At 64.7% G+C, this 23817-nt stretch carries 21 protein-coding genes; 13 read left to right on the forward strand and 8 right to left on the reverse strand.

The annotated features are described in order from the left end of the window. The first annotated feature begins 3 nt into the window (after window positions 1-3). From thiL to ACH2DG_RS06875, 4 genes are all read left to right on the forward strand, one after another. Entirely contained in the window at window positions 4-981 is a 978-nt protein-coding gene (gene thiL, locus ACH2DG_RS06860) for a thiamine-phosphate kinase (protein ID WP_395025203.1), read from the forward strand. Between the two features lie 93 nt (window positions 982-1074). Then, on the forward strand, window positions 1075-1581 hold the full coding sequence (locus tag ACH2DG_RS06865) for a phosphatidylglycerophosphatase A (protein ID WP_395025204.1): 507 nt from the start codon (window positions 1075-1077) through the stop codon (window positions 1579-1581). Further along, window positions 1578-2111, forward strand: a complete 534-nt coding sequence (locus ACH2DG_RS06870; RefSeq protein WP_395025019.1) for a CinA family protein — start codon at window positions 1578-1580, stop codon at window positions 2109-2111. Before ACH2DG_RS06865 ends, ACH2DG_RS06870 begins: the two co-directional genes overlap by 4 nt. Before the next feature lie 133 nt (window positions 2112-2244). After that, the gene (locus ACH2DG_RS06875) at window positions 2245-2478 is read left to right on the forward strand and encodes a glycine zipper domain-containing protein (RefSeq protein ID WP_395025020.1); all 234 of its coding nucleotides are present in this window, start codon (window positions 2245-2247) and stop codon (window positions 2476-2478) included. A 79-nt stretch (window positions 2479-2557) separates the two neighbouring features. On the opposite strand, the gene ACH2DG_RS06880 is transcribed toward ACH2DG_RS06875, so the two are convergent. Together ACH2DG_RS06880 and ACH2DG_RS06885 are read right to left on the reverse strand one after the other, a co-directional pair. Beyond that, window positions 2558-3646 carry a zinc ribbon domain-containing protein gene (locus ACH2DG_RS06880; RefSeq protein WP_395025206.1) on the reverse strand — a complete coding sequence of 363 codons (1089 nt, stop codon included), beginning with the start codon at window positions 3644-3646 and terminating at the stop codon, window positions 2558-2560. 166 nt (window positions 3647-3812) lie between these two features. Beyond that, window positions 3813-4910 (reverse strand): SPFH domain-containing protein, encoded by a 1098-nt coding sequence (locus tag ACH2DG_RS06885; RefSeq protein ID WP_395025021.1) that lies wholly within the window; start codon window positions 4908-4910, stop codon window positions 3813-3815. A 329-nt stretch (window positions 4911-5239) separates the two neighbouring features. Here ACH2DG_RS06885 and ACH2DG_RS06890 point away from each other — a divergent pair, with 329 nt between their 5' ends. Genes ACH2DG_RS06890 through ACH2DG_RS06900 form a run of 3 tightly spaced genes read left to right on the forward strand, consistent with a single transcriptional unit; the run spans window position 5240 to window position 7974 of the window. Next, window positions 5240-6838 carry a flavin monoamine oxidase family protein gene (locus tag ACH2DG_RS06890; protein WP_395025023.1) on the forward strand — a complete coding sequence of 533 codons (1599 nt, stop codon included), beginning with the start codon at window positions 5240-5242 and terminating at the stop codon, window positions 6836-6838. A gap of 50 nt (window positions 6839-6888) precedes the next feature. Beyond that, window positions 6889-7365, forward strand: coding sequence for a c-type cytochrome (locus ACH2DG_RS06895; protein WP_377780118.1), 477 nt, complete (start codon window positions 6889-6891; stop codon window positions 7363-7365). A gap of 42 nt (window positions 7366-7407) precedes the next feature. Next, window positions 7408-7974 carry a RidA family protein gene (locus tag ACH2DG_RS06900; RefSeq protein WP_395025025.1) on the forward strand — a complete coding sequence of 189 codons (567 nt, stop codon included), beginning with the start codon at window positions 7408-7410 and terminating at the stop codon, window positions 7972-7974. Between the two features lie 99 nt (window positions 7975-8073). Here ACH2DG_RS06900 and ACH2DG_RS06905 read toward each other — a convergent pair whose 3' ends face one another. After that, on the reverse strand, window positions 8074-8883 hold the full coding sequence (locus tag ACH2DG_RS06905) for a UPF0149 family protein (protein WP_395025027.1): 810 nt from the start codon (window positions 8881-8883) through the stop codon (window positions 8074-8076). 190 nt (window positions 8884-9073) lie between these two features. Between ACH2DG_RS06905 and ACH2DG_RS06910 the strand changes: the two genes are divergently transcribed. Both ACH2DG_RS06910 and ACH2DG_RS06915 read left to right on the forward strand, forming a co-directional pair. Then, window positions 9074-10795 carry an FMN-binding glutamate synthase family protein gene (locus ACH2DG_RS06910; RefSeq protein ID WP_395025029.1) on the forward strand — a complete coding sequence of 574 codons (1722 nt, stop codon included), beginning with the start codon at window positions 9074-9076 and terminating at the stop codon, window positions 10793-10795. Window positions 10796-10896: 101 nt separating this feature from the next. After that, the gene (locus tag ACH2DG_RS06915; protein WP_395025030.1) at window positions 10897-11745 is read left to right on the forward strand and encodes a hypothetical protein; all 849 of its coding nucleotides are present in this window, start codon (window positions 10897-10899) and stop codon (window positions 11743-11745) included. A 140-nt stretch (window positions 11746-11885) separates the two neighbouring features. Here the strand turns inward: ACH2DG_RS06915 and ACH2DG_RS06920 are convergent, their stop codons facing one another. Further along, on the reverse strand, window positions 11886-13217 hold the full coding sequence (locus tag ACH2DG_RS06920) for a dicarboxylate/amino acid:cation symporter (protein WP_395025032.1): 1332 nt from the start codon (window positions 13215-13217) through the stop codon (window positions 11886-11888). A gap of 181 nt (window positions 13218-13398) precedes the next feature. On the opposite strand from ACH2DG_RS06920, the gene ACH2DG_RS06925 reads away from it, so the two are divergent. Further along, window positions 13399-16125, forward strand: a complete 2727-nt coding sequence (locus ACH2DG_RS06925; RefSeq protein WP_395025034.1) for a PAS-domain containing protein — start codon at window positions 13399-13401, stop codon at window positions 16123-16125. 61 nt (window positions 16126-16186) lie between these two features. Further along, window positions 16187-16999: a 2-oxo-tetronate isomerase gene (gene otnI / locus ACH2DG_RS06930; protein ID WP_395025036.1), complete on the forward strand. Its 813-nt coding sequence runs from the start codon at window positions 16187-16189 to the stop codon at window positions 16997-16999. Window positions 17000-17008: 9 nt separating this feature from the next. On the opposite strand, the gene ACH2DG_RS06935 is transcribed toward otnI, so the two are convergent. The 4 genes from ACH2DG_RS06935 to ACH2DG_RS06950 all read right to left on the reverse strand — a co-directional run bounded on the left by ACH2DG_RS06935 (window position 17009) and on the right by ACH2DG_RS06950 (window position 21562). After that, a complete protein-coding gene (locus tag ACH2DG_RS06935; RefSeq protein ID WP_224153167.1) occupies window positions 17009-17647 on the reverse strand; it encodes a response regulator transcription factor in 639 nt (212 codons plus the stop codon). Between the two features lie 45 nt (window positions 17648-17692). Further along, window positions 17693-18700: a Bug family tripartite tricarboxylate transporter substrate binding protein gene (locus ACH2DG_RS06940; RefSeq protein WP_395025038.1), complete on the reverse strand. Its 1008-nt coding sequence runs from the start codon at window positions 18698-18700 to the stop codon at window positions 17693-17695. An 81-nt stretch (window positions 18701-18781) separates the two neighbouring features. Then, window positions 18782-19924 (reverse strand): acyl-CoA dehydrogenase family protein, encoded by a 1143-nt coding sequence (locus ACH2DG_RS06945; protein WP_395025039.1) that lies wholly within the window; start codon window positions 19922-19924, stop codon window positions 18782-18784. Between the two features lie 63 nt (window positions 19925-19987). Next, window positions 19988-21562: an AMP-binding protein gene (locus ACH2DG_RS06950; protein ID WP_395025041.1), complete on the reverse strand. Its 1575-nt coding sequence runs from the start codon at window positions 21560-21562 to the stop codon at window positions 19988-19990. 210 nt (window positions 21563-21772) lie between these two features. Between ACH2DG_RS06950 and ACH2DG_RS06955 the strand changes: the two genes are divergently transcribed. Both ACH2DG_RS06955 and ACH2DG_RS06960 read left to right on the forward strand, forming a co-directional pair. Continuing rightward, window positions 21773-22957, forward strand: a complete 1185-nt coding sequence (locus ACH2DG_RS06955; RefSeq protein WP_395025042.1) for a thiolase family protein — start codon at window positions 21773-21775, stop codon at window positions 22955-22957. Window positions 22958-23004: 47 nt separating this feature from the next. Continuing rightward, window positions 23005-23772 (forward strand): SDR family NAD(P)-dependent oxidoreductase, encoded by a 768-nt coding sequence (locus ACH2DG_RS06960; RefSeq protein WP_395025044.1) that lies wholly within the window; start codon window positions 23005-23007, stop codon window positions 23770-23772. Window positions 23773-23817: the final 45 nt, after the last annotated feature.

Genomic DNA, 23817 nt, shown 5'->3' on the forward strand with positions numbered 1-23817 from the left:
GCGCTGGGCGAATTCGATCTGATTGCCAAATACTTCAAGCGGCCAGCGCGCCGTGCCGTGCTGGGTATTGGTGACGACTGCGCCCTCATCGCCCCTGCTCCCGGCATGCAACTGGCCATCTCCTGCGACATGCTGGTGCAAGGCCGCCACTTTTTCGCCGATGTGGACGCGCGTGCCCTGGGCCACAAGGCACTGGCCGTCAACCTGAGCGATCTGGCCGCCAGCGGTGCCGCGCCGCGCGCCTTCACCTTGGCGCTGGCCCTGCCGCAGGTGGAAGAAGCCTGGCTGCATGGCTTTTCCCAAGGCCTGTTTGCACTGGCCGACGCCCACGGCTGCGAACTGATTGGCGGCGACACCACGCAAGGCCCACTCAACATCTGCATCACGGTATTCGGCGATGTCCCAGCCGGGCAGGCGCTGCTGCGCAGCGGTGCGCAGGCGGGTGACGATATCTATGTGAGCGGAAGCCTGGGCGACGCGCGGCTCGCGCTGGAAGCCCTGCTCGGCCACATCACCCTCCCCGCCAAAGCCCTTGCTGCTGCCCGTGAACGGCTGGAGTACCCCACACCACGCATCGCGCTGGGCACGGCACTGCGCGGCATTGCCAACAGCGCGCTGGATGTGAGCGATGGCCTGCTGGGCGATCTGTCGCACATCCTGCAAGCCAGCCAGGTGGGGGCTGAAATTCATCTGGAAGAAGCTACCAAACTGATAGCTTCTAGTGCCTTATGGGAAAGCGCCGCAGCCGGTTTTGATCAAAGTCGTCTGCAGCAGTGCACCTTGGCCGGCGGCGATGATTACGAGTTGTGCTTTACCGCTGCCGTGAGCCAGCGCGCTGCCGTGCAAGCTGCAAGTGCCACTGCGCAGACACCTGTCCACCGCATCGGCCGCATCACCGCCGAGCCCGGCTTGCGCGTACTGGATGCGCAAGGCCAGCGTGTCACGCAAAGCTGGCAATCGTTCGACCACTTCAAGGCCTGAGCCAGCACCCTGCTCCACAGGCTTATCATTGGCGCCATGAGCGATACGCCAATTTCCACGCCGCATGCCGCCCCGGCGGAATCTGCCAGCCCCATGCAGGCCCCACACAAAGCAGGCTGGGCGTTCATGCTGCAGAATCCGCTGCATTGGATTGCCATGGGCTTTGGCTCCGGCCTCAGCCCCAAGGCGCCTGGTACGGTGGGCACCTTGTGGGCCTGGGTGGCTTATCTGGTGCTGCAGCTGTGGCTGACACCGCAGGCCATCGGCATTCTGATTGCGGTGTCCATTCCACTGGGCTGGTGGGCCTGCACGGCCACGGCCAGGAACATGGGCATTGCCGATCCGGGCAGCATCGTCTGGGACGAGGTGGTCGCCTTTTGGATCATCCTGTGGCTGGTGATGCCGGTGGGCTTGTGGGGCCAGCTCATCGCATTTGCGCTGTTCCGCTACTTTGATGCCGCCAAGCCCCAGCCCGTGCGCTGGGCCGACCGCTGCTTCAAGGGCTTTGGCTGGGGCGGCGGCTGGGGCATCATGTGGGATGATCTGGTGGCCGCGTTCTGTACGCTGCTGGTGATTGCACTGTGGAGGCATTTTGTATGAGTACCACCGCTGCCTTGCTGTCCAAAGATGCGCTGCCAACGCACGAATACGTTGCGCAACTGGCCCATGCACTGACGCACAGGGGCTGGCTGATGGCAACTGCCGAGAGCTGCACCGGAGGCCTGATCGCCGGTGCCTGCACCGAGCGGCCCGGCTCCAGCCAGTGGCTCGATTGCGGCTTTGTCACCTATTCCAACCGCGCCAAATCGGCCATGCTGGATGTGCCCGCGGCCCTGATTGCCACCCACGGCGCCGTGAGCGAGCCCGTGGCACGCGCCATGGCCCAGGGCGCAGTGGCGCAATCGCAGGCCCAGGTGAGTGTGGCCGTGACCGGGGTTGCCGGGCCCGATGGCGGATCCGCCGCCAAACCCGTGGGCACCGTGTGGTTTGGCTGGCAGGTGGCCGGCAGGCTGCACAGTGAGGCCATGCATTTTGAGGGCGATCGCCACAGCATCCGCCAACAGACCGTGCAGCACGCGTTGCGCCGCCTGCTGGCCCTGGTGGAGGCTGCGGACGCGCACGCCGGGTAAGTCTTGTCCCACACCATGGTTGAGTCTTGACCGATGGAAACAATGCCGCCGCCGCGCGACACTAAAGCATGACCGCATGTGTGCAACAATGCCATCCGGCATGATCGCTCGCAGCGTTTACGAGGAGTTCCGCATGAAAAAACTTGCTATCACCATTGCATCTGTTGTTCTGACCGTATCGGGGCTGAGCGCCTGCTCCAGCAACCCTACCAATGCACAAATCGGTACCGGCGTCGGCGCCGTGGCCGGCGGTGTGCTGGGTGACGCGGTATTTGGCTCCACCCTGGGCACCATTGGTGGCGCCGCAGCAGGTGCCTATTTCGGCAACCAGGTGGGTGACAACATGGACGGCAAACGCCGCCGCTAAACACACCATGCACAGACAACAAAGCCGGGCTTGCCCGGCTTTGTTGTTTTTACCGCGCTGCCCGCCCCGGGGCCGCGCATCAGTTTTGTGACAAAGACAGAAAAATTCCGATCAGGATGATCGCGCACAACACCGCAAACGCAATCTTCACCCAGCTGTAGGGCTGCTCGCCCGCAATCTGGCCGGTGTAGCCATTGGCCACGATCTGGTAGCTTTTGGCGCCATAGGTATAGCTGACCAGCCACACCGGCACCAGCACGTGCTTGAAAGTACGGCCCTGGTAGGCGCGCTGCACTTGCAGATTGCGGTATGTATCGCCGGGCACCTGCTGCGCGCACAGCGACTGCACCTGCTGGTCCATATCGCCTTCGTTCACATCGGCGGCCCGGCGCAGATCCACCTGGTAGCGCTCCACCGTCCAGCCACGCACAAACTCGGGCGAATACGGCTTCAGATCGGTGGTCGTGGGAAAAGGCTCCACCTTGTGCAGCAGCGCAGGGTGTACGCCCACCGTGCCAGCCACCAATTCGTCATCGAAGAAATGCTGCAGGCTGCCTGCCGCTGGCTCCCAGCGCACATGCTGCACCTGGCGGGTGCTGATGTTGCCGTTGCTGTCGCGGTACTGCTCGGTCGTGTAGTAGTAGTAACCGGCGTCTGCTCGCCACTGGGCCTGCACATGGGCGTCGAAGGTCCAGTACGGCAGGTAGATGCCCTTGAGCGTATCGGTCAGCGCCGCGCTCTTGAGCTTGTTCGGCGCAAACCAGCGGCTGCCATACCACTTGCGGACCCGATCGCGCACCTGGCCGTCGCTGATCTTGAACGGCAGCAGGCTTTGCGGCGTGATGGCGTCGTTGCGCTCCTCGTGCGCCTGGATCGCGGGAGAGCCGCAGAAGTCACAGCGCGCAGCCACCCGGCCATCGACGAAAACCGAGATCGCCCGGCAGTTCTGGCACTGGTACTCGCGCCGCGCATCCCCCCAGCCGCGCCCGGTAGCGGGGTTGGCCAGCGCCGCAGCCAGGTCTTGCTCGACGATGTCGCCGCCCAGCTGCTTTTGCTGCTCCTCGCTCCAGGGCACCACGGTGCCGCAGTAGGGGCACTTGAGCGATTGCGCCTTGGCATCCCATTCCAGATTGCCGCCGCACTCGGGGCAGACATGCCTGGCCACCATCGTGGTTGAGGGCGGCGCAAATGGATCGGGGACGGGGGTAGATGAATTCACAGTCAAATTCAGCCTCGGCGCATAGCTATCATGCACCGTCAGCTATCAAAACCATTGCAAATACAACACAGCATTCACCAGCAGGCACTGGTGAATGCTGAACCCGGGTATGCAATTACCCGCGCAGGAATTCGTTCAGCGACTCCTGCGAGATACGCCAGGCACTGCCGATCTTGCGGCCCTTGAGCGCGCCCGATTCCAGCTCGGCCACCACATCCTGCGCCGTCACGCCCAGCACCTGCGCGGCCTGCTCGGGCGTCAGCACCTGCACGCCGCCACCGGCGGCCGGGGCCTGCGCCGCCTGGGCAGCCTGCGCCGCAGCGGGCGAGAACGGATCGGTGGCAGCGCCGCCTGCGGGCTGCTGCATACCCTTCATCATCTCCTGCGCCATGCCAAAGCCCATGGCCATGGTGGCAGGAATGGTGGCAGCCGCGGCGCCTTCGCCGCCATTGGCCATGGCCTGGCCCATCTGATACTTCACGTAGTCGTTCAGGTTGCCGATGGCGCTCATCGACGAGCGTTTGTCGATGGCTTCTTCCACCTCGGGCGGCACCGATACGTTTTCCAGCAGGAAGCTGGTGATCTCCAGGCCGTACTTTTCGGTGACGGCAGGGTTGATCAGCTGCAGCAGCGCATCGCCCAGCTCGGAATAGCGCTGCGCCACATCGAGCACCGGCACCTGGGCCTTGGCCAGGGCTTCGCTGAAGATGCTGACGATGCGCGAGCGCATGGTGTCAGCAAATTCGTCGATACGGAAGTTCTGGTCGGTACCCGCCACTTCCTTGAGGAACTTCGCCGGATTCACGATGCGGAAATCATAGGTGCCGAAGGCGCGCATGCGCACCACACCGAAATCCTTGTCGCGCATCATCACGGGGTTGGAGGTACCCCATTTGTTGCCGGTGAAAAGGCGGGTGTTGATGTAGTAGACGTCGCACTTGAAAGGCGAGTTGAAACCGTACTTCCAGCCCCGCAGCGTCGAGAGGATCGGAATGTTCTGCGTCGTCAGCTGGTGGCGGCCGGGGCCGAACAGGTCGGCAAACTGGCCTTCGGAGACAAACTGCACCTGCTGCGACTCGCGCACGATCAGTTGCGCGCCGTTCTTGATTTCCTTGTCCTCATCAGGCCAGCGGTACGACAAGGTGTCGCGCGAATCATCGGTCCACTCGATGATCTCGATCAGTTGCTTGGTGATGATGTTCATGAGATTCATGGATGGTCCTTGCTCTGTGAAAAGGAGAAAACCGGCCCATTTTAGAACGTGTTTGCGATCCCCACGCTGCGGCGTTGAAGCGCCGCAACTCCCGATGGCGCGCCGCTGGTCGGTTTCAGGGCCCAGGGCTGGCGCAAAGGCGGCGGCCAACCGCAGGAGTCAGAGTGCTCCTACCCAGGCGCCGAGCCTTTGCCTACAGGTTGCCACATTTGTTAACTTCTATGATCGATTGGCAGAGAAAGCACGGGGCCCTCCCCCCACAACCCATAACACATGTGCCGGCTTTCCCGCTCTTGCCTGCACATCGCTCTGCGCCTGAAGGAGAGAGCATGCCTACATCGATCCCCACTTTGAGTCGCCGCCACTGGCTGTCCATGATTGGAAAGGCTGCTGGCGGCAGCGTCATGTACCAGGCCATGTCGTCGCTGGGCTACGCGCAGGAATCCAATTACCGCGGCCCGCTGGAGCTGTCCAAGGCCAAGCGTGGCGGTTCGGTGGTCATCCTCGGCGCGGGTCTGGCGGGCATGACGGCGGCCTACGAGCTGCGCGCTGCCGGCTACCGGGTGCAGGTGCTGGAGTTTCAGGAGCGCTCGGGCGGCCGCTGCTGGACGGTACGCGGCGGCGACAGCTTCACCGAGCTGGGCGGCGCCAAGGAGACCTGCAGCTTTGCCAAGGGCAACTACATCAACCCCGGCCCCTGGCGCGTGCCCTACCACCACTATGCCGTGCTGGATTACTGCAAGAAATTCGGTGTCAAGCTCGAACCCTTCATGCAGGTGAACTACAACGCCCTGGTGCACAACAGCAAGGCCTTTGGCGGCAAGCCGCAGAAGTTCCGCGAGGTGCAGGCCGATGCCTACGGCTATGTGGCCGAGCTGCTGGCCAAGGCCACCAACCAGGGCGCGCTGGACCAGGGCGTGACCAAGGAAGACAAGGAAAAGCTGCTCGAGAGCCTGCGCGGCTGGGGCGCGCTCGACAAGGATTTCCGCTATGTGCAAAGCCATGAGGTCAGCAACCACCGGGGCTTCAAGATCGAGCCTGCCGGCGGCCTGATGCCGGTGGCGCAGCCTTCCACCCCCATCGAGATGAGCAGCCTGCTCCAGTCGGGCCTGTGGAACAAGATCAACGACGGCCATCTGATGGAATTCCAGACAGCGATCTTCGAGCCGGTGGGCGGCATGGATGCCATTGCCAAGGGTTTTGAGAAGGAGGTGGGCAGCCTCGTGCGCCACAACTGCAAGGTCACCCGCATCGAGCAGAACGACAAGGGCGTGACCGTGACCTTCAGCGACACCAAAAAGGGAGGTGCCGCGCAGCAGGTCAAGGCCGATTGGTGCGTGTGCACGATTCCGGCGTCCATCCTGGCGCAGATCGATATCCAGGTGGGCGATGCGATGAAGCAGGCCATCCAGTCGCTGCCCTACGGCGCCTCGTTCAAGGTGGGGCTGGAGTTCAAGCGCCGCTTCTGGGAAGAAGATGAGCGCATCTACGGCGGCATCAGCTACACCGACCTGCCCATTGGCCAGATCTCCTACCCCTCGACCAATTTCTTCAGCAAGGGGCCCGCCGTGCTGCTGGCCGGTTACCAGTACGAAAACGCCCATGCCTATGCGTTCACGGCCATGTCGCCGGCCCAGCGCATACAGGCAGCGGTGGAGCAAGGCGCCAAACTGCATGCGCAGTACCCCAAGGAGTTCCTGAGCGGTTTTTCCGTGGGCTGGCACCGCGTGCCCTGGATCAACGGCTGCTTTGGCCTGTGGACCGATGCCCTGCGCGAGCAGCACTACAAGAATCTGTGCGAGATCGATGGCCGCATCGTGCTGGCAGGCGAGCACTGCTCGTACATCCCGGCCTGGCAGGAGGGGGCGATTCTCTCCTCGCTCGACGCCGTCAAGCGCCTGCATGACAAGGCCCAGGCAACGGCCTGAGCCGCTGCGCCCCCCGAAACAGCCCCGATGACACCCACGAGGATTTCACCATGAAAACCCTTGCATTCCTTCTTGCCGCAGGCGCTGCAGCCTGTGGCCTCGCCTACGCCCAGAGCAACCACGCCCCCACAGCCGAAGAAGTGAAGGCGCAATCGTCTCCCACCGGCCCGTTTGGCGGCTTCTCCGACAACAAGATCACGTTTTCGCAGCAGGGCGGCGAGAAGATTTACCAGTCGCTGTGCCAGGGCTGCCACATGGTCAACGGCCAGGGGGCGCAAGGCGCAGGCTTCTACCCTGCGCTGGCCAAGAACCCCAAGCTCGCCGCAGGCGCCTATCCGGTGATCGTCGTATCGCGCGGCCTGCATGGCATGCCGTCGTTTGCCAACCGGCTGACCGACGAGCAGATTGCCGATGTGGTCAACTACGTACGCACCCATTTTGGCAATGACTACAAGGACGCCGTCAAGCCCGAAGATGTGAAGCCGATGCGCCCGGACGCCGCATCCTTCAAGGATTCATGGGGTTGATCCCCCTGTTGCAACCGTTCCAACCCAAGGAGACCCCTACCCATGCCCCCTTTCCATCGCGCTTCTTCCCGCACCGCCTTGCGCACCTGGATGACCCTGGCCGCCGCCGCAGCCGCCATCAGCACCCTGGCGGGCTGCGCCAGCACCGCCTCGGGCGACAGCCGCTCGCAGTCCGTGGTGCGCCACGGCATTCCGGGCTCCAACTTCCCCATCTCGAATGCCGTGGAAATACCGCCCGGCGCAACAACGGTGTACCTGTCCGGCCAGGTGCCGCCCGTGACAGATGCCTCCAAGCCTGCCAATGACCCTGCCGCCTATGGCGGTGACACGCGCGCCCAGACCATTGGCGTGCTGACCACCATCGACAAGCAGCTCAAGGCCATGGGCCTGACCATGAAGGATGTGGTGAAAATGCAGGTCTTCCTCGTGGCCGACCCGGCCAAGGGCAATAAGATGGACTTTGCTGGCTTCATGCAGGGCTACACCCAGTTCTTTGGCACGGCCGAGCAGCCCAACCTGCCCTCGCGCTCCGCCTTCCAGATTGCCGCACTGGCCAACCCGGCCTGGTATGTGGAGATCGAGGTAACCGCAGTGCGCATGCCCAAGTAGGCGCCGGGTCACTGCAAGCGCCCGGCAAACATTGGCACATGCAAAAAGAGGCATTGCGCGCGCAGTGCCTCTTTTTTCATAGCACCAGGCGCTTACCCATCAAGCGCCACAGCACTTTTTATACTTTTTCCCGCTGCCGCAGCTGCAGGGGTCGTTGCGGCCGGGCACGTTGCCTTTGATGACGGTGGCCTGGCGTGGGCCCATGCTTTTCCAGATCTGGCGCAGGTCATACACCGCCCAGATGGCTTCTCCAAAGGCTTCCACCCGCTCCTGGCTCGTGCTGGCGGGGCCGTTCTCGTCGTACATGCAGACGGTGGGAGTGCCGGTATCGTCCTCGGTCAGTGCCACGACGGAGTCGAGCGCGTCATTGAGCCAGCGCGCGGCGTCCTTGTCGCGTGGCGCAGCCCATTCCTCAGCCCAGTTTTCCACCACGAACATGAAGCCCAGCGCCCAGACCTGGCCGAACGACGGAATGTCCTGGCCTTCCATCTCCTTGCGCTCTTCCTCGGGCAGGCTGGCAACGGCGCCGCGCATGTCCATGGCATCGGGCTGAAAGGTGTCGTCCTCTTCCAGGCTCTTCACATCGGTGTCGAGTTGGGCCACTACTTCGGCCCAGCGAATGTTCCACAGTGCCAGAAAGCGGTCCTGCTGGGCGCGGTCGGCAAAGGCCGGGAGCACGGGCAGGCTGCCGTCGGCGCTGCGCTCCAGCATTTCGCCATCGCCCACCAGCATGGGCAAAAACTCTTCCTCGGGCACGGCGCGGCGGGTGCAGACCAGGGCCGTCAGCACGCCATCGACAAATTCCCACTGCGGAATCTCTTCGGCGCGCTCGCGCATGTCATCGAGCATCTGGTCGATCTCGGCCAGTTGATCGTCGTTCAGTCCAGCGGGAATCTGGGGCTTGGTCATCGTGGTTCTCTCCAATACGGGTACCGCCCGAGCGCACAGCCCCTATGATGGGGCCTGGATTCGTAACAACAGCGCAATGGCAGATGGCCGCCGGGCAAGAAAGGGCATGCAGTGTAGCGCCGCTACCGGCATTTTGCTGCAGCCCGGGTTTTGACAGGCGGCTCCATGGCTCTGCGCGCGACACGCCCCCATGAACCAGCTCAACAAGATTTTCCCCGTTCGTTACACCGTCATGGTGCTGTGCATGTTTTTGCTGCTGCTGGGGGTTGCTGCCCTGGTGGTAGACGGCGACCCCTGGTGGTGGCTGGCGGTGGCGGCCGGCGCCGCGCTGACCCTGCTGGGCGTCTACGACCTGCAGCAGACGCGCCATGCCATTTTGCGCAACTACCCGGTCATCGGCCATATGCGCTTCTTCCTGGAGTTCATCCGCCCGGAAATGCGCCAGTACTTCATCGAAAGCGACACCGAGGCCCTGCCGTTTTCGCGTGCGCAGCGCTCGCTGGTGTACCAGCGCGCCAAGGGCGACCCCGACAACCGCCCCTTTGGCACCCTGATGGATGTGGGCGCACGCGGCTACGAGTGGGTCAACCACTCGATGTCGCCCACCCGGCTGGATGGCCACGACTTCCGCGTCTGGATCGGCGGCTCGCCGGGTGCGCCATCGCCATCGGTATCGCCCTGCACCCAGCCCTACCATGCCAGCGTGTTCAATATCTCGGCCATGAGCTTTGGCGCGCTGTCGGCCAATGCCATCCTCGCGCTGAACAAGGGCGCCAAGGTGGGCGGCTTTGCCCATGACACGGGCGAAGGCTCCATCAGCCAGCACCACCGCGTGCATGGCGGCGACCTGATCTGGGAAGTGGCCTCGGGTTACTTTGGCTGCCGCAACGACGATGGCACCTTCAGCGAAGAGAAATTCATCGCCAATGCCACGCAGCCGCAGGTCAAGATGATCGAGCTCAAGCTGAGCCAGGGCGCCAAGCCCGGCCACGGCGGCGTGCTGCCCGGCGCCAAGGTCACGCCCGAGATCGCGGCGGCGCGTGGCGTTCCCGTGGGCGTGGACTGCATCTCGCCCGCCAAGCACAGCGCATTCAGCACGCCCGAGGAGATGATGCATTTCATCGCCCGGCTGCGCACCCTCTCGGGCGGCAAGCCCACCGGCTTCAAGTTCTGCCTGGGCCACCCCTGGGAATGGTTTGGCATCGTCAAGGCCATGCTCAAGACCGGCATCACGCCCGATTTCATCGTGGTCGATGGCGCCGAAGGCGGCACCGGCGCAGCGCCCGTGGAATTCACCGACCACGTCGGCGTGCCGCTGCAGGAAGGCTTGCTGCTGGTGCACAACACCTTGATTGGCGTCAATTTACGCGACCGCATCAAGCTGGGCGCCGCAGGCAAGGTGATCACCGCCTTCGACATCACCCGCATGATGGCGCTGGGCGCCGACTGGTGCAACGCGGGCCGGGGCTTCATGATGGCGCTGGGCTGCATCCAGGCCCAGACCTGCCACACCGGCAACTGCCCGACCGGTGTGACCACGCAGGACGCCGTGCGCCAGCAGGCGCTGGTGGTGCCCGACAAGGCCACCCGCGTGGCCCAGTTCCACAAGAGCACGCTGCATGCACTGCAGGAGCTGGTGCAGGCCGCCGGACTGCACCACCCCAGCGAGCTGAATGCCCACCACATCGTGCGCCGCATCAGCGACACCGAGGTGCGCCTGCTGTCCAACCTGCTGCTGCAGGTGCGCCCCGGCGCCCTGCTGGAAGATCTGGCGCACCAGCATGACGTCTTCCGCACCTACTGGCCGCTGGCCAGCGCAGAGAGTTTCCAGCCCGTGACGGCGCCCCAGGTCAAGCCCTCTGCGCCGCGCGACCACCACGCCATGGCGCCGCAATCGGCGGGCACACTCTGAGAACGTGGAAGACAAAGCGGCCAACTTGGTGATAATGCGCGGTTTGTATTCTGTTTGTGGCGCCCTGGATGATTTTCCGGGCGCCAGCCATTCCGCTGCGCATGACTGACTCCACCTCTTTGCCACCGGCTGCTCTGCCCGCCCCAGCAGGCACCGCTACCCGCGTAGACTACGCGCAGTTTCTGCAGCAGCACCTTTCGCAGCAAAGCTTCAACGTGGTGCGCTACGAGCTGCCGGGCGAATCGGTCTGGCTGAAGATGGCGGGCCCGCCGATTGCCGCCTGGCGCTACCGGGCCCTTGCCATTGCCGCGCGCGTGCTGGATGTGCCGGTGCTGCAACCCGTCGTCAACCCCGGGGGGCGCGAAGCCCTGGCCACCGAAGTGCGACGCCTGCGCGACCTGCATGCCCGTGGCCTGCGCGTGCCGCAGGTGCTGGCCAGCAGCCCGGACGGTTTTCTGATGCGCCACCTGGGTATGCCGGGCCTGCCCAGCCCGTCGCTCAGCGACGAGATCGAAGCGGCGGCCCGCGCAGCGCCGCAGGAAACCCTGCCGCTGTGGCAGCAGGGCTTTGCCGCCATGCAGCTGGTGCACGCCAGGGGCACCTGCCTGAGCCAGGCCTTTGCCCGCAACATGGTGCGCTGCCCGGATGGCGTCATCGGCTACATCGACTTCGAGGACGACCCGCTGGCCACTCTGCCGCCCGCGCTGTGCATCGTCAAGGACGCGCTGTGCTACGCGCACTCCACCGCTTTGTTCCTGCGCAACGCGGGCACGCTGGACGCTGCGCGCACGCAGTGGCACAGCTGGCTTGCGCAATCCGACCCTGCCGTGCAAAGCGCCATAGAGCGCACCCTGCAGCAGATGCGCTGGGTGGCCCGGCTGCCCGACAGCCGCAAGCTGGGGCGCGACGTGCTGCGGCTGCGCGCCATGCACGGATTGCTACAAAAATAAGAGCTTACAGCGGCTAGTGGATATACGCTGGCGGCCTTTTTATCTCCAACCCAACAAAAACAGCAAGGCCCGCCATTTGAACGGCGGGCCTTGCTGCTTCATGGGTAGCGGGTTCTGCCCCTCCTGCTTCCCTCTCGGTATCAGTGTGTCGCGGCGCGAATGGGTTCGTCGTCCGGGTCCACCGCATTGGGGTCATTCAGCGCAGCGTTGAGCTTGTTGTAGTCCAGTGCGTTTTCCCAGCGCGAAACCACCACGGTAGCCACGGCGTTGCCCATGAAGTTGGTGAGCGAGCGGCATTCGGACATGAAGCGGTCCACACCCAGGATCAGTGCCATGCCGGCCACCGGCACTTCGGGCACCACGGCCAGCGTTGCCGCCAGCGTGATGAAGCCCGCACCCGTCACCCCGGCTGCCCCCTTGGACGAGAGCATCGCCACCAGAAGCAGCGCCAGCTGGTGCCCCAGCGTGAGGTGCGTATCGGTAGCCTGTGCGATGAAGAGCGCGGCCAGGGTCATGTAGATGTTGGTGCCGTCCAGATTGAACGAGTAGCCGGTGGGGACCACCAGGCCCACCACCGATTTGCTGCAACCGGCACGCTCCATCTTTTCCATCAGCGCAGGCAGGGCCGATTCGGACGACGAGGTGCCCAGCACCAGCAGCAGCTCGGCCTTCAGGTAGCGGATCAGCTTGAGCACCGAAAAGCCGCACAGGCGCGCCACCGCGCCCAGAATGACCAGCACGAACAGCAGCGAGGTGATGTAGAACGTGGCCACCAGCTCGGCCAGGTTCAGCAGCGAGCCCAGGCCGAACTTGCCAATGGTAAAGGCCATCGCGCCAAACGCGCCGATGGGGGCGGCCTTCATCACGATGTGGACGATCTTGAACACCGGCGTGGTCATCGCCTCGAAGAACTGCAGCACCGGCTTGCCACGGTCACCCGCCATGGCGAGGCCAATGCCGAACAGCACCGCCACAAACAGCACCTGCAGAATGTTGTCGCCAACAAAGGGGCTGGCCAGGGTCTTGGGGATGATGTCCATCAAGAAGCCGGTGACCGTCATGTCATGCGTCTTGGCCACATAGGAGTTGACTTCCTTCTGGTCCAGATCGGCCACGTTGATGTGCATGCCCGAGCCCGGCTGCATGGTGTTGGCCACCACCAGACCCACGATCAGCGCCAGCGTGGAGAAGAACAGGAAGTACGCCATCGCCTTGCCGAACACGCGGCCCACGGTGCTCAGGTGCGTCATGTTGGCGATGCCGGTGACGATGGTCAGAAAGATCACCGGCGCGATGATCATCTTGACCAGCTTGATGAAGGCATCGCCCAGCGGCTTGAGCGCTGCCCCATACTGGGGCTCAAGGTACCCGAGCAGCACACCCAGGATGATGGCAACAATCACCTGAAAGTACAGGCTGCGGTAGAACGGCGGGTGCGCCACAGGTGCGGCAGGCGTGGATGGGATCTGCATGGTGTCTCCAGGGAAGCTGCACCCGAGAGGTGCGCTGAGGCGGGTTTGTATCGCAGCCCATGCCGAATGCCCATTACACATTAGTATTAGGCTGCGCCGCTCCCGAGCTATGGAAAAATGCAACCAAGGGAAAACACCTAGCCCTCGGTGACCGCCATTTCGCGTTTTGCCTTTCGCACCCATGCCCTTGCACCGACCCATCCACCCCATCTGGACCTTGTTCGCCGTGCTGCTGACCACGGCAGGGGCGGCTACGCTGGCCGGGCGCTGGATGCTGCAGCACAGCCTGGCCGAAGAGAACCTGCTCGCCCACCGCCAGGTAAGCCTCTATGCCCAGGCGCTCGCCCAGCGCATCGACCGCTACCGTGCCCTGCCCGATGTGCTGGCGCTGGACTCCGAACTGCGCGCCGCCCTGGTTTCGCCCCCAACTGCGCAAGAGGTGTTGCAGCTCAACCAGAAACTCGAACGCGCCAACGGTGCCAGCCAGGCCTCCACCCTCACCCTCATCAACCAGACCGGCATTGCGGTGGCGGCCAGCAACTGGCAGACCCCGCACAGCAACGTCGGCGAAAACTACAGCTTCCGCCCCTATGTGCAAGAGGCGCTGCAGGAGGACAAGGGCAGCTTCTACGGCATTGGCGTCACCACGGGCGAGGCAGGCTACTTTCTCTCGCGCGGCATCCACGATGCCGGGGACCGCATCGTGGGCTTGATCGTTATCAAGATTGCCCTGCAGGAGCTGGAGCGCGAATGGATACAGACGCCGGACACCGTGTTCGCCACCGACGCCAACGGCGTCGTGTTTCTTGCCAGTGATCCGGCCTGGCGGTACCGGCTGCTGTACCCGCTCAGCCCCAGTGCCCAGCAGGCCATTGGCCGCACCCAGCAATACGGCAGCGAAACCCTGCACCCGCTGCAGATGCGCACCATGCAGACCCTGGACCAGGGCGGCGAGCTGGTGCATTGGCAAACCCCTGCGCTGGGCGACAAGCTGCTGCAGGCGGTGGACCTGCCCGAAACCCGATGGCAACTGCACATCATCCACGATGTGAACAGCAGCCGCGCGGCGGCCTGGTGGGCCGCCTCGGCAGCGGGCGGCGCGTGGCTGGCCCTGGCGCTGCTGGTGCTGTATGTGCGCCAGCGCCAGCGCCTGTCTGCCCTGCGCCAGCGCAGCCGGGAAGAGCTCGAAGCCTTGCTGCAGCAGCACGCGCAGGAGCTACGTACCGCGCAGGACGGCATCGTGGCAGCCGCCAAGCAGGCCGATGCCGGCAAAAGCCAGAGCCTGGAGCACCTGCCCCAGGGCGTGATCGTGGTCGACGCCGCGCTGAACCTGGTGGCCTGGAACTCACGCTACCGCGAGCTGTTCCGCCTGCCTGCCGGTATGCTGAAGGTGGGCATGCCGGTGGAAGAGCTGTACCGCTTCAACGCCCGGCGCGGCCTGCTCGGCCGGGGCCAGCAAAGCGGCAGCGAACTGGACGACGCCATCGAGCGGCGCATGCAGTACCTGCGCAGCGGCGTGCCGCACGCCCGCGAGAGCGAAAAGGCCGACGGCACCGTGCTCGAGATACGCGGCAACCCCCTGCCGGGCGGCGGCTTTGTCACCAGCTACGCCGATATCACCAGCTACAAGAACGCCGCGCGCGAGCTACGTTCGCTGGCTGACGCCCTGGAAAAACGCATTGCCGACCGTACGCAGGATCTGGCCGAGGCCAAGCGCGAGGCCGAGCAGGCCAACCGCTCCAAGTCGAAGTTCGTCGCCGCAGCGGTGCACGACCTGCTCCAGCCGCTGAACGCCGCGCGCGTGTTCGCCTCCCTGCTGCGCCAGCATGTGCCGGACGGCCCAGCGCTCAAGATTGCCAGCCAGGTCGAAGGCGCGCTGGCCGCGCAGGACGATATCCTGGGCAGCCTGCTCGATCTCTCGCGCATGGAATCGGGCCAGCTGGAAGTGCACTGGGCCGATTTCGCCCTGCAGCCCCTGCTGCAGCAGCTGGGCAACAACCTGGGCGTGATTGCGCAGGAGCATGGCCTTGAGCTGCATGTGGTGGCCTCTCAGGCCACCGTGCACAGCGATCCGGTGCTGCTGCGGCGCATTGTGCAGAACTTCGTCTCCAACGCCATCCGCTACACCCGGCGCGGCAAGATCGTGCTGGGCTGCCGCCGCAGCGGCGCCCATGTGCGCATCGAAGTGCATGACCAGGGGCCGGGCATTCCCGAGAGCCTGCAGACCGAGATCTTCGAGGAATTCCGCCGCCTGGAAACCGGCCACCAGCATGACCGTGGCGCGGGCCTGGGCCTGTCCATCGTGCAGCGCCTGGGCCGGCTGCTGGGGCATGAGATCGGCCTGCGCTCGGAACTGGGGCGTGGCAGCATGTTCTGGGTCAGCGTTCCGCTCGCCCAGGTCGCCCCCAGGATGGCGCCTGCACCACACATGCCGCAGCACAATGCGCCGCAGCAGGACGCGCCACTGCAGGGCGCCAGCGCCTGGTGCATCGATGAAAGCGCCGAGGCCAGCACAGCCCTGGCCGCGCTGCTGCAGCGCTGGGGCTGCAGCGTTCCGCTGGCGGGCAATGCACAGGCCGCACTGGCAGCCTTGGCAGCTGCTGCACCGCAGCAAACACCACAACAGGTGCCACAGCTGCTGCTGCTGGGTACGCACGCTGCAGCCGCCCCGGTGCAGGATCTGTACCTACAGCTGTGCCAGGCCTGGGGCCAGCGGCCGCAGGCCATTCTGGTGGGCGACGAACACGATGCGGCGCTGCGCCGACTGGCAGCCGACCGCGGCTGGGGCTTTCTGCGCAGCCCCGTGCGGCCAGCGGCACTGCGCGCACTGGCCAGCCAGATGCTGCTGCGGCGGGGCGATGCCTCCAATACCAGCGAGAGCGGCGAGAGCGAAGCGCCTGCGCAATGACACTGAAAATACATTGGCAGTTTGCACCCGCCAATGCCTGTAACACACCAAGACATACACCATGCCCCGCTTTGCCGCCAACCTGTCCATGCTCTACAACGACGTGGACTTTCTGGACCGCTTTGCCGCCGCCGCCCGCGATGGATTCCGGGCCGTGGAGTTTCTCTTTCCGTATGCCTACGCGCCCGCGCAGCTGGCTGCGCTGCTGCAGGCGCATGGCCTGCAGCAGGTGCTGTTCAATGCGCCGCCCGGCAACTGGGACGCGGGCGAACGCGGCATCGCATGCATTGCGGGGCGCGAAGCGGAGTTTCGCCGCGGCATCGCCCAGGCCGTGGAATACGCCCTCGCCCTGGGCTGCCCGCGCATCCATGTGATGGCCGGCCTCGTGCCGCAGGGCGCCGATGCAGCCACGGTGCGCAGCACCTACATCGCCAATGTGCGATACGCCGCCAGGTTGGCAGCGCCGCACGGCATCCATATCCTGCTGGAGCCCATCAATGGCCGCGACATGCCCGGCTTCTTTCTGAACCGCCAGGACCAGGCCCACGCGCTGCTGGCCGAAATTGCCGAACCCAACGTCAAGGTGCAGATGGACCTGTACCACTGCCAGATCGTCGAAGGCGACCTGGCAACAAAGATTCGCCAGTACCTGCCCACGGGCAGCATCGGCCACTTCCAGATCGCGGGCGTTCCCGAGCGCCATGAGCCCGATGTGGGGGAGCTCAACTACGGCTACCTGTTCCAGCTGTTGGACAAATTGGGCTGGGACGGCTGGATTGGCTGCGAATACCGCCCTGCGCGGGGCAGCACGCCGCATGGCACCAGCGACGGCCTGGGCTGGCTAAAGCCATGGCTGCAAGCCGAAGCAGACTGAATCAGCCCGCTACCCCAGGCTTTCAGGCTCCAGGCTCTTGACGAGCACGGCCGCCTGGGTGCGGCTGTGGCATTCGAGCTTTTTCAGGATGGCCGTCACATGCACCTTGACGGTGTGCTCGGTCACGCCCATCTCCTGCGCAATCTGCTTGTTGAGCAGGCCGTCGGCCACATAAAGCAACGTCTTGAACTGGTGCGGCGTGAGCTGGGCCAGGCGCATGGCCAGCTCGGCATCGGCCTCGGAGCGCTCAGCGTGAATCGAGGGAAACGCCGTGTCCCCGTCCAGTACCGCGCTCAAGGCCTGGGTGAGCGCATCGGCCGATGCGGATTTGGAGATGAAGCCCGATGCCCCAAACTGCTGCGCACGGCGAATCACACGCGGGTGGTCGTTCGACGAGATGACCACCACCGGCAATTGCGGATGCTCACCGCGCACATGCAACAGCGCCGAGAAGCCGTGGGTGCCCGGCATGGTCAGATCCAGCAGCACCAGCTCAATCTGCGGATGCTCGGCCAGCGCGGCGCTCAGCGTGCTGGCGCTGGAGGCTTCCAGAACCTCGAACGACGGAAAGCGGCTGCGAATCACCTGCACAACGGCAGCGCGCAGCAGGGGATGGTCGTCGGCAACAAGCAAGGCAGGCTGGGGCATGTGCATAGTCTGCCACGGCTGGGCCGCCCCGCTCAACCCGCCTCGTCAATCCAGCGATATCCCGGCCGCGTCGACAATGGATTTCCAGTGCGCAGCATCGCGCTCGAGCACCGGCTTGAACTCCGCAGGCGTCGAGCCGACCGGGATCAGGCCCATGTCCACCAGGCGTTTGTTGACCTCGGGCAATTTCACGATCGCGGCCAGCTCGTTGCCCAGCTTGTCCACAATCGGCTGCGGCGTGCTGGCGGGCAAAAAATAGCCAAACCAGCCATTGGCCTCAAAGCCGGGATAGCCGGATTCGCCCATGGTGGGCACCTGGGGCAAGGCGGGGTGGCGCTGCGCGCCGGTCACGGCAATGATGTTGACCTTGTCGGACTTGATGTGCGGGTAGGCCGCGGTGGCGTCGATGAAGGCCGACGCGAGCTGGCCGCCCAGCATGGCCGCAGTCTCCGGGCCCGAGCCCTGGTAGGGCACATGCACCATGTCGATACCGGCCTTGAGCTTGAGCTGCTCGCCATGCAGGTGCGACGAGGTGGCATTGCCGTACGAGCCGTAGTTGAGCTGGCCTGGCTCCGCCTTGGCCTTGACCACGAACTGCTGCAGGCTGGTGATGCCGGAGCTGCGCGGCACAAACACCAGATCGGCCGATTTCGCGGTTTGCGAGACCGGCGTCAGGTCGCTCAGTTTGTAGGGCACCTTCTTGTACAGCGATGGTATCTGCACCAGCGCCGTGATGCCCAGCAGAACGGTGTAGCCATCGCCCGGCGCCTTGGCCACGATGTCGTTGCCCAGCATGCCGCTCGCACCGGGCTTGTTGTCCACAATCACCGGCTGGCCCCAGCGCTGGCTCAGTTGCGTGCCCATCAGGCGGGCGATGATGTCCGTGCCACCCCCTGCCGGGTAGGGCACCACCAGCCGGATCGGCTTGCTTGGATAGGCATCGGCCGCGGAGGCGGCGGTGCCCGGTGCGGCCAGCGCCACCAGCGCGGCAGTGCCCACGAGGCTGGCAATACGGCTCAGAATGCGGCCCGGGGCCGAGCGGCGGTGATGCATGTCTAGTCTCCTGATCACTTTTTTGGATAACGGGCCAACGCAGGCGCGCAGTGCCCGAAGAACGTGTTGACGGTCTAGGGCCTAGAGGGTTCTTGCGATGATTTCCTTCATGATTTCATCGCTGCCGCCGTAGATGCGGCCAATGCGCGCATCCGCCCAGGCCCGGCCCACCTGGTACTCGGTCATGTAGCCGTAGCCGCCGTGCAGCTGCAGGAATTCGTCCAGCAGCCGGTTCTGCAGCGCCGTGGCGTTGAGCTTGACCATGGCGGCGCGCTCGGGCGTGAGCTTGCGCTCCAGGTGCAGCGCGATGCAGTCGTCGACAAAGACGCGCAGCATCGTCGCCTGCGCCTTGGCCTCGGCGAGCTTGAAGCGGGTGTTCTGGAACTCGAACACCGCCTGGCCGAAAGCCTTGCGCTCGCGGGTGTAGTCAATGGTTTTTTGCAGAAAAGCCTCGATGGACATGGCCGCGCGCACGGCCACCACCAGCCGCTCCTGCGCCAGCTCGTGCATCAGGTATTTGAAGCCCTGGTTCTCCTCGCCCAGCAGGTGGTCCACCGGCACACGCACATTGTCGAAGAACAGCTCGGAGGTGTCCTGCGCCATCAGGCCAATCTTCTCGAGCTTGCGGCCCTTGCTGAAACCGGGCGTGCCTTCTTCGACGACGATCAGCGACACACCCTTGGCGCCCAGCTCCGGCGCCGTCTTGCAGACGACGATGACGATCTCGGAGTTGATGCCGTTGGTGATGAAGGTCTTGGCGCCGTTGATCACGTAGTCGTCGCCTTCCCGCTTGGCCGTGGTGCGCACCGATTTCAGGTCGCTGCCTGCGCCCGGCTCGGTCATGGCAATGGCGCCGATCAGCTCGCCCGCCGCCATCTTGGGCAACCAGCGGTCTTTCTGCGCCTTGCTGCCATAGGCATTGATGTAGGGCGCAACAATGTCCGAGTGCAGCGGAAAACCCAGGCCGCTGGCGCCGGTACGCGCAATCTCCTCGATCAGCACGGCCGCGTGGCCGAAATCGCCTCCGCTGCCATAGGGCTCGGGCAGCATGGTGTTGAGCAGGCCTTCACGGCCCGCCTTGCGCCACACCTCCTTGGGGACGATGCCGTCGCGCTCCCACTGCGCATGGAAAGGGACGATCTCCTTCTCGAAGAAATGGTGAACCGCGTCGCGGAATTGCTCGTGGTCTTCGCGGAACACGGTGCGCTGGATCAGGTCTTGCATGGTGATGGATGAATATTTTTGATTGAAAATGCTTGCCAGCGCACGTCCAGCAAGCGCTGATTGCTATGCTTTTTGCGCCATGGCGCTGCGCACGTCGTGGCCCGCATCGGCGGCTTGCCGAAAGCGTTCCTTGAGCACGCGGCGCAGCAGCTTGCCGGTCTCCAGCCGTGGCAGGCTGGTCTCGAACACGAGGCGCTGCGGCCATTTCACCTTCGACAGCTGGCCGGCGGCCTGCGCCACAATCGCACCGGCCGTCGCCGCACTCGCCTCAAACCCGGGCTTGAGCACCACCACGGCCATCGGCTGCTCGCCGAAATCCTCGTGCGGCACGCCGACCACGGCCACTTCATCCACAGCTTCGTGCCGGGCGAGCGCGGTCTCGATTTCCTGTGGATAAATATTGACGCCGCCCGACAGGATCAGATCGGCGCGCCGGTCGCTCAGGAACAGAAAGCCCTCGGCATCCACGTAGCCGATATCGCCATAGGTGGCCCAGCCGCGCTCGTTGATGGCCTCGCGCGTCTTGGCTTCGTCGTTCAGGTACTGGAACGGGCTACCGCCCGAGAAATACACCCGCCCCACTTCGCCCGTGCCCAGCTCCTGCCCGTCGTCGTCCACGATGTGCAGCTGACCAGTGATGGCGCGGCCCACCGAGCCCGGCCGGGCGCGCCACTCCTCGGAGGTGATCAAGGTGGTGCCGCAGCCTTCGGAGCCAGCGTAGTACTCCAGCAGAATGTCGCCCCACCAGTCCAGGATGGCCTGCTTGACCGGCACCGGGCAGGGCGCCGCAGCATGGATGGCCACCCGGTGGCTGTCCAGCCGGTAGCGGGTCTTGACGGCATCGGGCAGCTTGAGCATGCGGCTCAGCATGGTGGGCACCCACTGGCTGTGGGTGACCTGGTAGCGCTCGATCAGCGCCAGCGCCTCCTGCGGATCAAAACGCCCCATGATGACGGCGGCGCCGCCCACATCGAGCGTGCGCAGGCTGTAGCGCAGGGGCGCTGCATGGTAGAGCGGCGCGGGCGACAGATAGACCGCGCTGCTGTCAAAGCGCATGTTGCGCATCCATGCGGCCACTTCCGGGTCTGCCTGAGTGCGGTACTGCGCGCCCAGCAACGGCTTCTTGATGCCCTTGGGCTTGCCCGTGGTGCCGCTGGAATACAGCAGATCACGCCCGAGCGGCCGGTCGCTCAGATCGACGGGCGCCGCGTTGGCCGCCTCCACGGCGCTGGCAAGCGCGGCCACGCCGGGGGTGTCTTCATCGACCGAATAGGCCGCGACACCCAGCGCCTGCACCGCCTGCTGCGCGTTGGGCCAGGTCTTGCCAGACACCAGCAGCATCTGCGCGCCGCTGTCCTGAATGATGTAGGCCACCTCGGCGGGCGTGAGGTGCGTGCTGATGACGGCGGCATAAAGGCCAGCCTCGCGCGCGGCGAGCACCAGCTCGACGATTTCGCGCCGGTTCTCCAGCAGCACGGCCACCGTGTCCTGCGCCTGCAGGCCCTGCGCGGCAAACCACTGCGCCAGGCGCCGCGCGCCCCGGGCAATGTCGCCCGCTGTATGGCACTTGCCGCTGTCGGCCTGGGTCAGGACGACCCGGTCGGGCTGTGCATCGGCCCAGCTGAAAAAGTTGTGCATATCCCTGGTCTCCGCATTTCACAAGCGATCGGAATGCGCAATCACCTGCGTTACAGATCGAATTTATTTCGAATCTGTTGTCTCACATTATTTGTTTCAGAAAACAGTATTCAGCAGATTTCACCAAATACAGCGCGGGTAAACACCAGTACATCTTCACTTTTTTGAAACATATTATTTAAATAATGATCCTCAAGTCTCATTAATCAAATGAACATTCCAGTCATCGTTGATGCCATCCGCAGCCCCATGGCAAGGGCCAAACCCGACGGCGCGCTGGCCGAGCTGCACCCGGTCGATCTGCTCTCGCAGGTGCTGCAGCAGCTCATGGACCGCAATGCCGCGCTGGACCCCGGCCAGGTCGATGACGTGATCTGCGGCTGCGTGAGCCAGGCGGGCGAGCAGGCCGGCACGCCCGGGCGCCTGGCCTGGCTGGCGGCGGGCCTGCCCACGCATGTACCTTCCACCACCATTGACCGCAAGTGCGGCTCCAGCCAGCAGGCGGTGCACTTTGCGGCGCAGGCCATCATGTCGGGCACGCAGGACATCGTGATCGCCTGCGGCGTGGAATCGATGAGCCGCGTGCCCATGGGCAGCTCGCGCATGGGCAAGAACACGACTGGCGCGCGGTTTGACGCGCGTTATGCCCCCGGTCTGGTCGGCCAGGGCGTGTCTGCCGATCTGGTGGCGGCCAAATGGGGCCTCTCCCGCGCCGATCTGGACACCTATGCCGCGCGCTCGCACCAGCGTGCCCACGCGGCGCAAACCAGCGGCGGCTTTGCGCGGGAGATCGTCGGCATCAATACACCCGCAGGCCTGGTGACTGCCGACGAAACCATCCGCGCCAGTACGACGGCGGAAAAGCTCGCCGGGCTCAAGGCGGTGTTCGAGAACGAGGAACTCTCGGCACGTTTTCCGCAGATCCAGTGGTCCACCACGGCGGGCAATGCCTCGCAGATGACCGACGGCGCCAGCGCCATGCTCATCATGAGCGAGCAACGCGCCCTGCAGTTGGGCTTGAAGCCCCGCGCCCGCTTTGTCGCCTTTGACGTGGTGGGCGACGACCCGCTGCTGATGCTGACCGCGCCCATTCCCGCCACGCAGCGCGTGCTGGCCAAGGCCGGAATGAAGCTGCAAGACATTCACCACTACGAAATCAACGAGGCCTTTGCCTCGGTGCCCCTGGCCTGGCAGAAGGAGCTGGGCGCCGACGGCGAACGCCTCAATCCGCGCGGCGGCGCGATCGCACTGGGCCACCCGCTGGGCGCTTCGGGCATCCGCCTCATGACGACGATGCTGCACGCGCTGGAAGACAGCGGCCAGCGCTACGGCCTGCAGTCGATGTGCGAAGCAGGCGGGATGGCCAATGCAACTATTTTGGAAATCACGCCCTGAGGCGCTGCGCGCGCATTGACGCCAATCATTGAAAAAGGACTTTGGGGATGCAACTGCAAAAAGGAATGACGGCCCTGGTGACCGGCGGCGTGTCGGGCCTGGGCGAGGCCAGCGCGGTGGCGCTGCTGGCGCGCGGGCTGAATGTGGTCGCCGTGGATTTGAACGAAGAGCGCGGCGCGGCGATGCAACAGCAGTACGGCGGCCAGCTCCGGTTCGTCAAGGCCGACGTGGCCGATGGCGAGCAGATGCAGCAAGCCGTGGCGGCGGCCGAGGTGTTCGGCGAGTTTCGCGCGCTGGTGCACTGCGCAGGCATTGGTGGCCCCGTGCGCCTGATCGAGAAAGATGGCAGCGCCGGATCGCTGGAAAAATACACCAACATCATTCGCATCAACCAGATCGGCACCTTCAACACCCTGCGCCTGTCGGCCGTGGCCATGGCCAAGAACGAGCCCATCGAGGGCGAGCGCGGTGCCTGCGTGCTGACGGCATCGGTCGCGGGCTATGAAGGCCAGATCGGCCAGATACCGTACGCATCGTCCAAGGCGGGCGTGATCGGCATGACCATCGTGGCCGCACGCGACCTGGCCTCCAAGATGATCCGCGTCTGCACCATTGCGCCCGGCCTGTTCGATACACCCATCCTCGCCAAGCTGCCCGAAAACGTGCGCCAGTCGCTCGCCGCATCGGTGCCCAACCCGGCGCGCCTGGGCCGCCCGAACGAATACGCGCTCACGGCGCTGCACATTCTGGAGAACCCCATGCTCAACGGCGAAACCATTCGCCTCGATGGCGCCATCCGCATGCAACCGCGCTGATTGCCAGCGCCGCCTCCGCCGACGGGGCCGCGCCGGGCTGCGTCC

Source organism: Comamonas odontotermitis, assembly GCF_040396735.1.
In the GTDB taxonomy this organism is placed as follows: Bacteria; Pseudomonadota; Gammaproteobacteria; order Burkholderiales; family Burkholderiaceae_C; genus Comamonas; species Comamonas odontotermitis_C.

Excerpts from the sequence above, each read along its gene's own strand:
- ACH2DG_RS06890 (WP_395025023.1), top strand. The coding sequence starts at position 5,240 with ATGCCTACATCGATCCCCACTTTGAGTCGCCGCCACTGGCTGTCCATG.
- ACH2DG_RS06875 (WP_395025020.1), top strand. The coding sequence starts at position 2,245 with ATGAAAAAACTTGCTATCACCATTGCATCTGTTGTTCTGACCGTATCG.
- ACH2DG_RS06885 (WP_395025021.1), bottom strand. The coding sequence starts at position 4,910 with ATGAATCTCATGAACATCATCACCAAGCAACTGATCGAGATCATCGAG.
- ACH2DG_RS06900 (WP_395025025.1), top strand. The coding sequence starts at position 7,408 with ATGCCCCCTTTCCATCGCGCTTCTTCCCGCACCGCCTTGCGCACCTGG.
- ACH2DG_RS06910 (WP_395025029.1), top strand. The coding sequence starts at position 9,074 with ATGAACCAGCTCAACAAGATTTTCCCCGTTCGTTACACCGTCATGGTG.
- ACH2DG_RS06870 (WP_395025019.1), top strand. The coding sequence starts at position 1,578 with ATGAGTACCACCGCTGCCTTGCTGTCCAAAGATGCGCTGCCAACGCAC.
- ACH2DG_RS06895 (WP_377780118.1), top strand. The coding sequence starts at position 6,889 with ATGAAAACCCTTGCATTCCTTCTTGCCGCAGGCGCTGCAGCCTGTGGC.
- ACH2DG_RS06925 (WP_395025034.1), top strand. The coding sequence starts at position 13,399 with ATGCCCTTGCACCGACCCATCCACCCCATCTGGACCTTGTTCGCCGTG.
- ACH2DG_RS06940 (WP_395025038.1), bottom strand. The coding sequence starts at position 18,700 with ATGCATCACCGCCGCTCGGCCCCGGGCCGCATTCTGAGCCGTATTGCC.
- ACH2DG_RS06880 (WP_395025206.1), bottom strand. The coding sequence starts at position 3,646 with ATGGTGGCCAGGCATGTCTGCCCCGAGTGCGGCGGCAATCTGGAATGG.
- ACH2DG_RS06945 (WP_395025039.1), bottom strand. The coding sequence starts at position 19,924 with ATGCAAGACCTGATCCAGCGCACCGTGTTCCGCGAAGACCACGAGCAA.
- ACH2DG_RS06865 (WP_395025204.1), top strand. The coding sequence starts at position 1,075 with ATGCAGGCCCCACACAAAGCAGGCTGGGCGTTCATGCTGCAGAATCCG.
- otnI (WP_395025036.1), top strand. The coding sequence starts at position 16,187 with ATGCCCCGCTTTGCCGCCAACCTGTCCATGCTCTACAACGACGTGGAC.
- ACH2DG_RS06955 (WP_395025042.1), top strand. The coding sequence starts at position 21,773 with ATGAACATTCCAGTCATCGTTGATGCCATCCGCAGCCCCATGGCAAGG.
- ACH2DG_RS06920 (WP_395025032.1), bottom strand. The coding sequence starts at position 13,217 with ATGCAGATCCCATCCACGCCTGCCGCACCTGTGGCGCACCCGCCGTTC.
- ACH2DG_RS06915 (WP_395025030.1), top strand. The coding sequence starts at position 10,897 with ATGACTGACTCCACCTCTTTGCCACCGGCTGCTCTGCCCGCCCCAGCA.
- ACH2DG_RS06905 (WP_395025027.1), bottom strand. The coding sequence starts at position 8,883 with ATGACCAAGCCCCAGATTCCCGCTGGACTGAACGACGATCAACTGGCC.
- ACH2DG_RS06935 (WP_224153167.1), bottom strand. The coding sequence starts at position 17,647 with ATGCCCCAGCCTGCCTTGCTTGTTGCCGACGACCATCCCCTGCTGCGC.
- ACH2DG_RS06960 (WP_395025044.1), top strand. The coding sequence starts at position 23,005 with ATGCAACTGCAAAAAGGAATGACGGCCCTGGTGACCGGCGGCGTGTCG.
- ACH2DG_RS06950 (WP_395025041.1), bottom strand. The coding sequence starts at position 21,562 with ATGCACAACTTTTTCAGCTGGGCCGATGCACAGCCCGACCGGGTCGTC.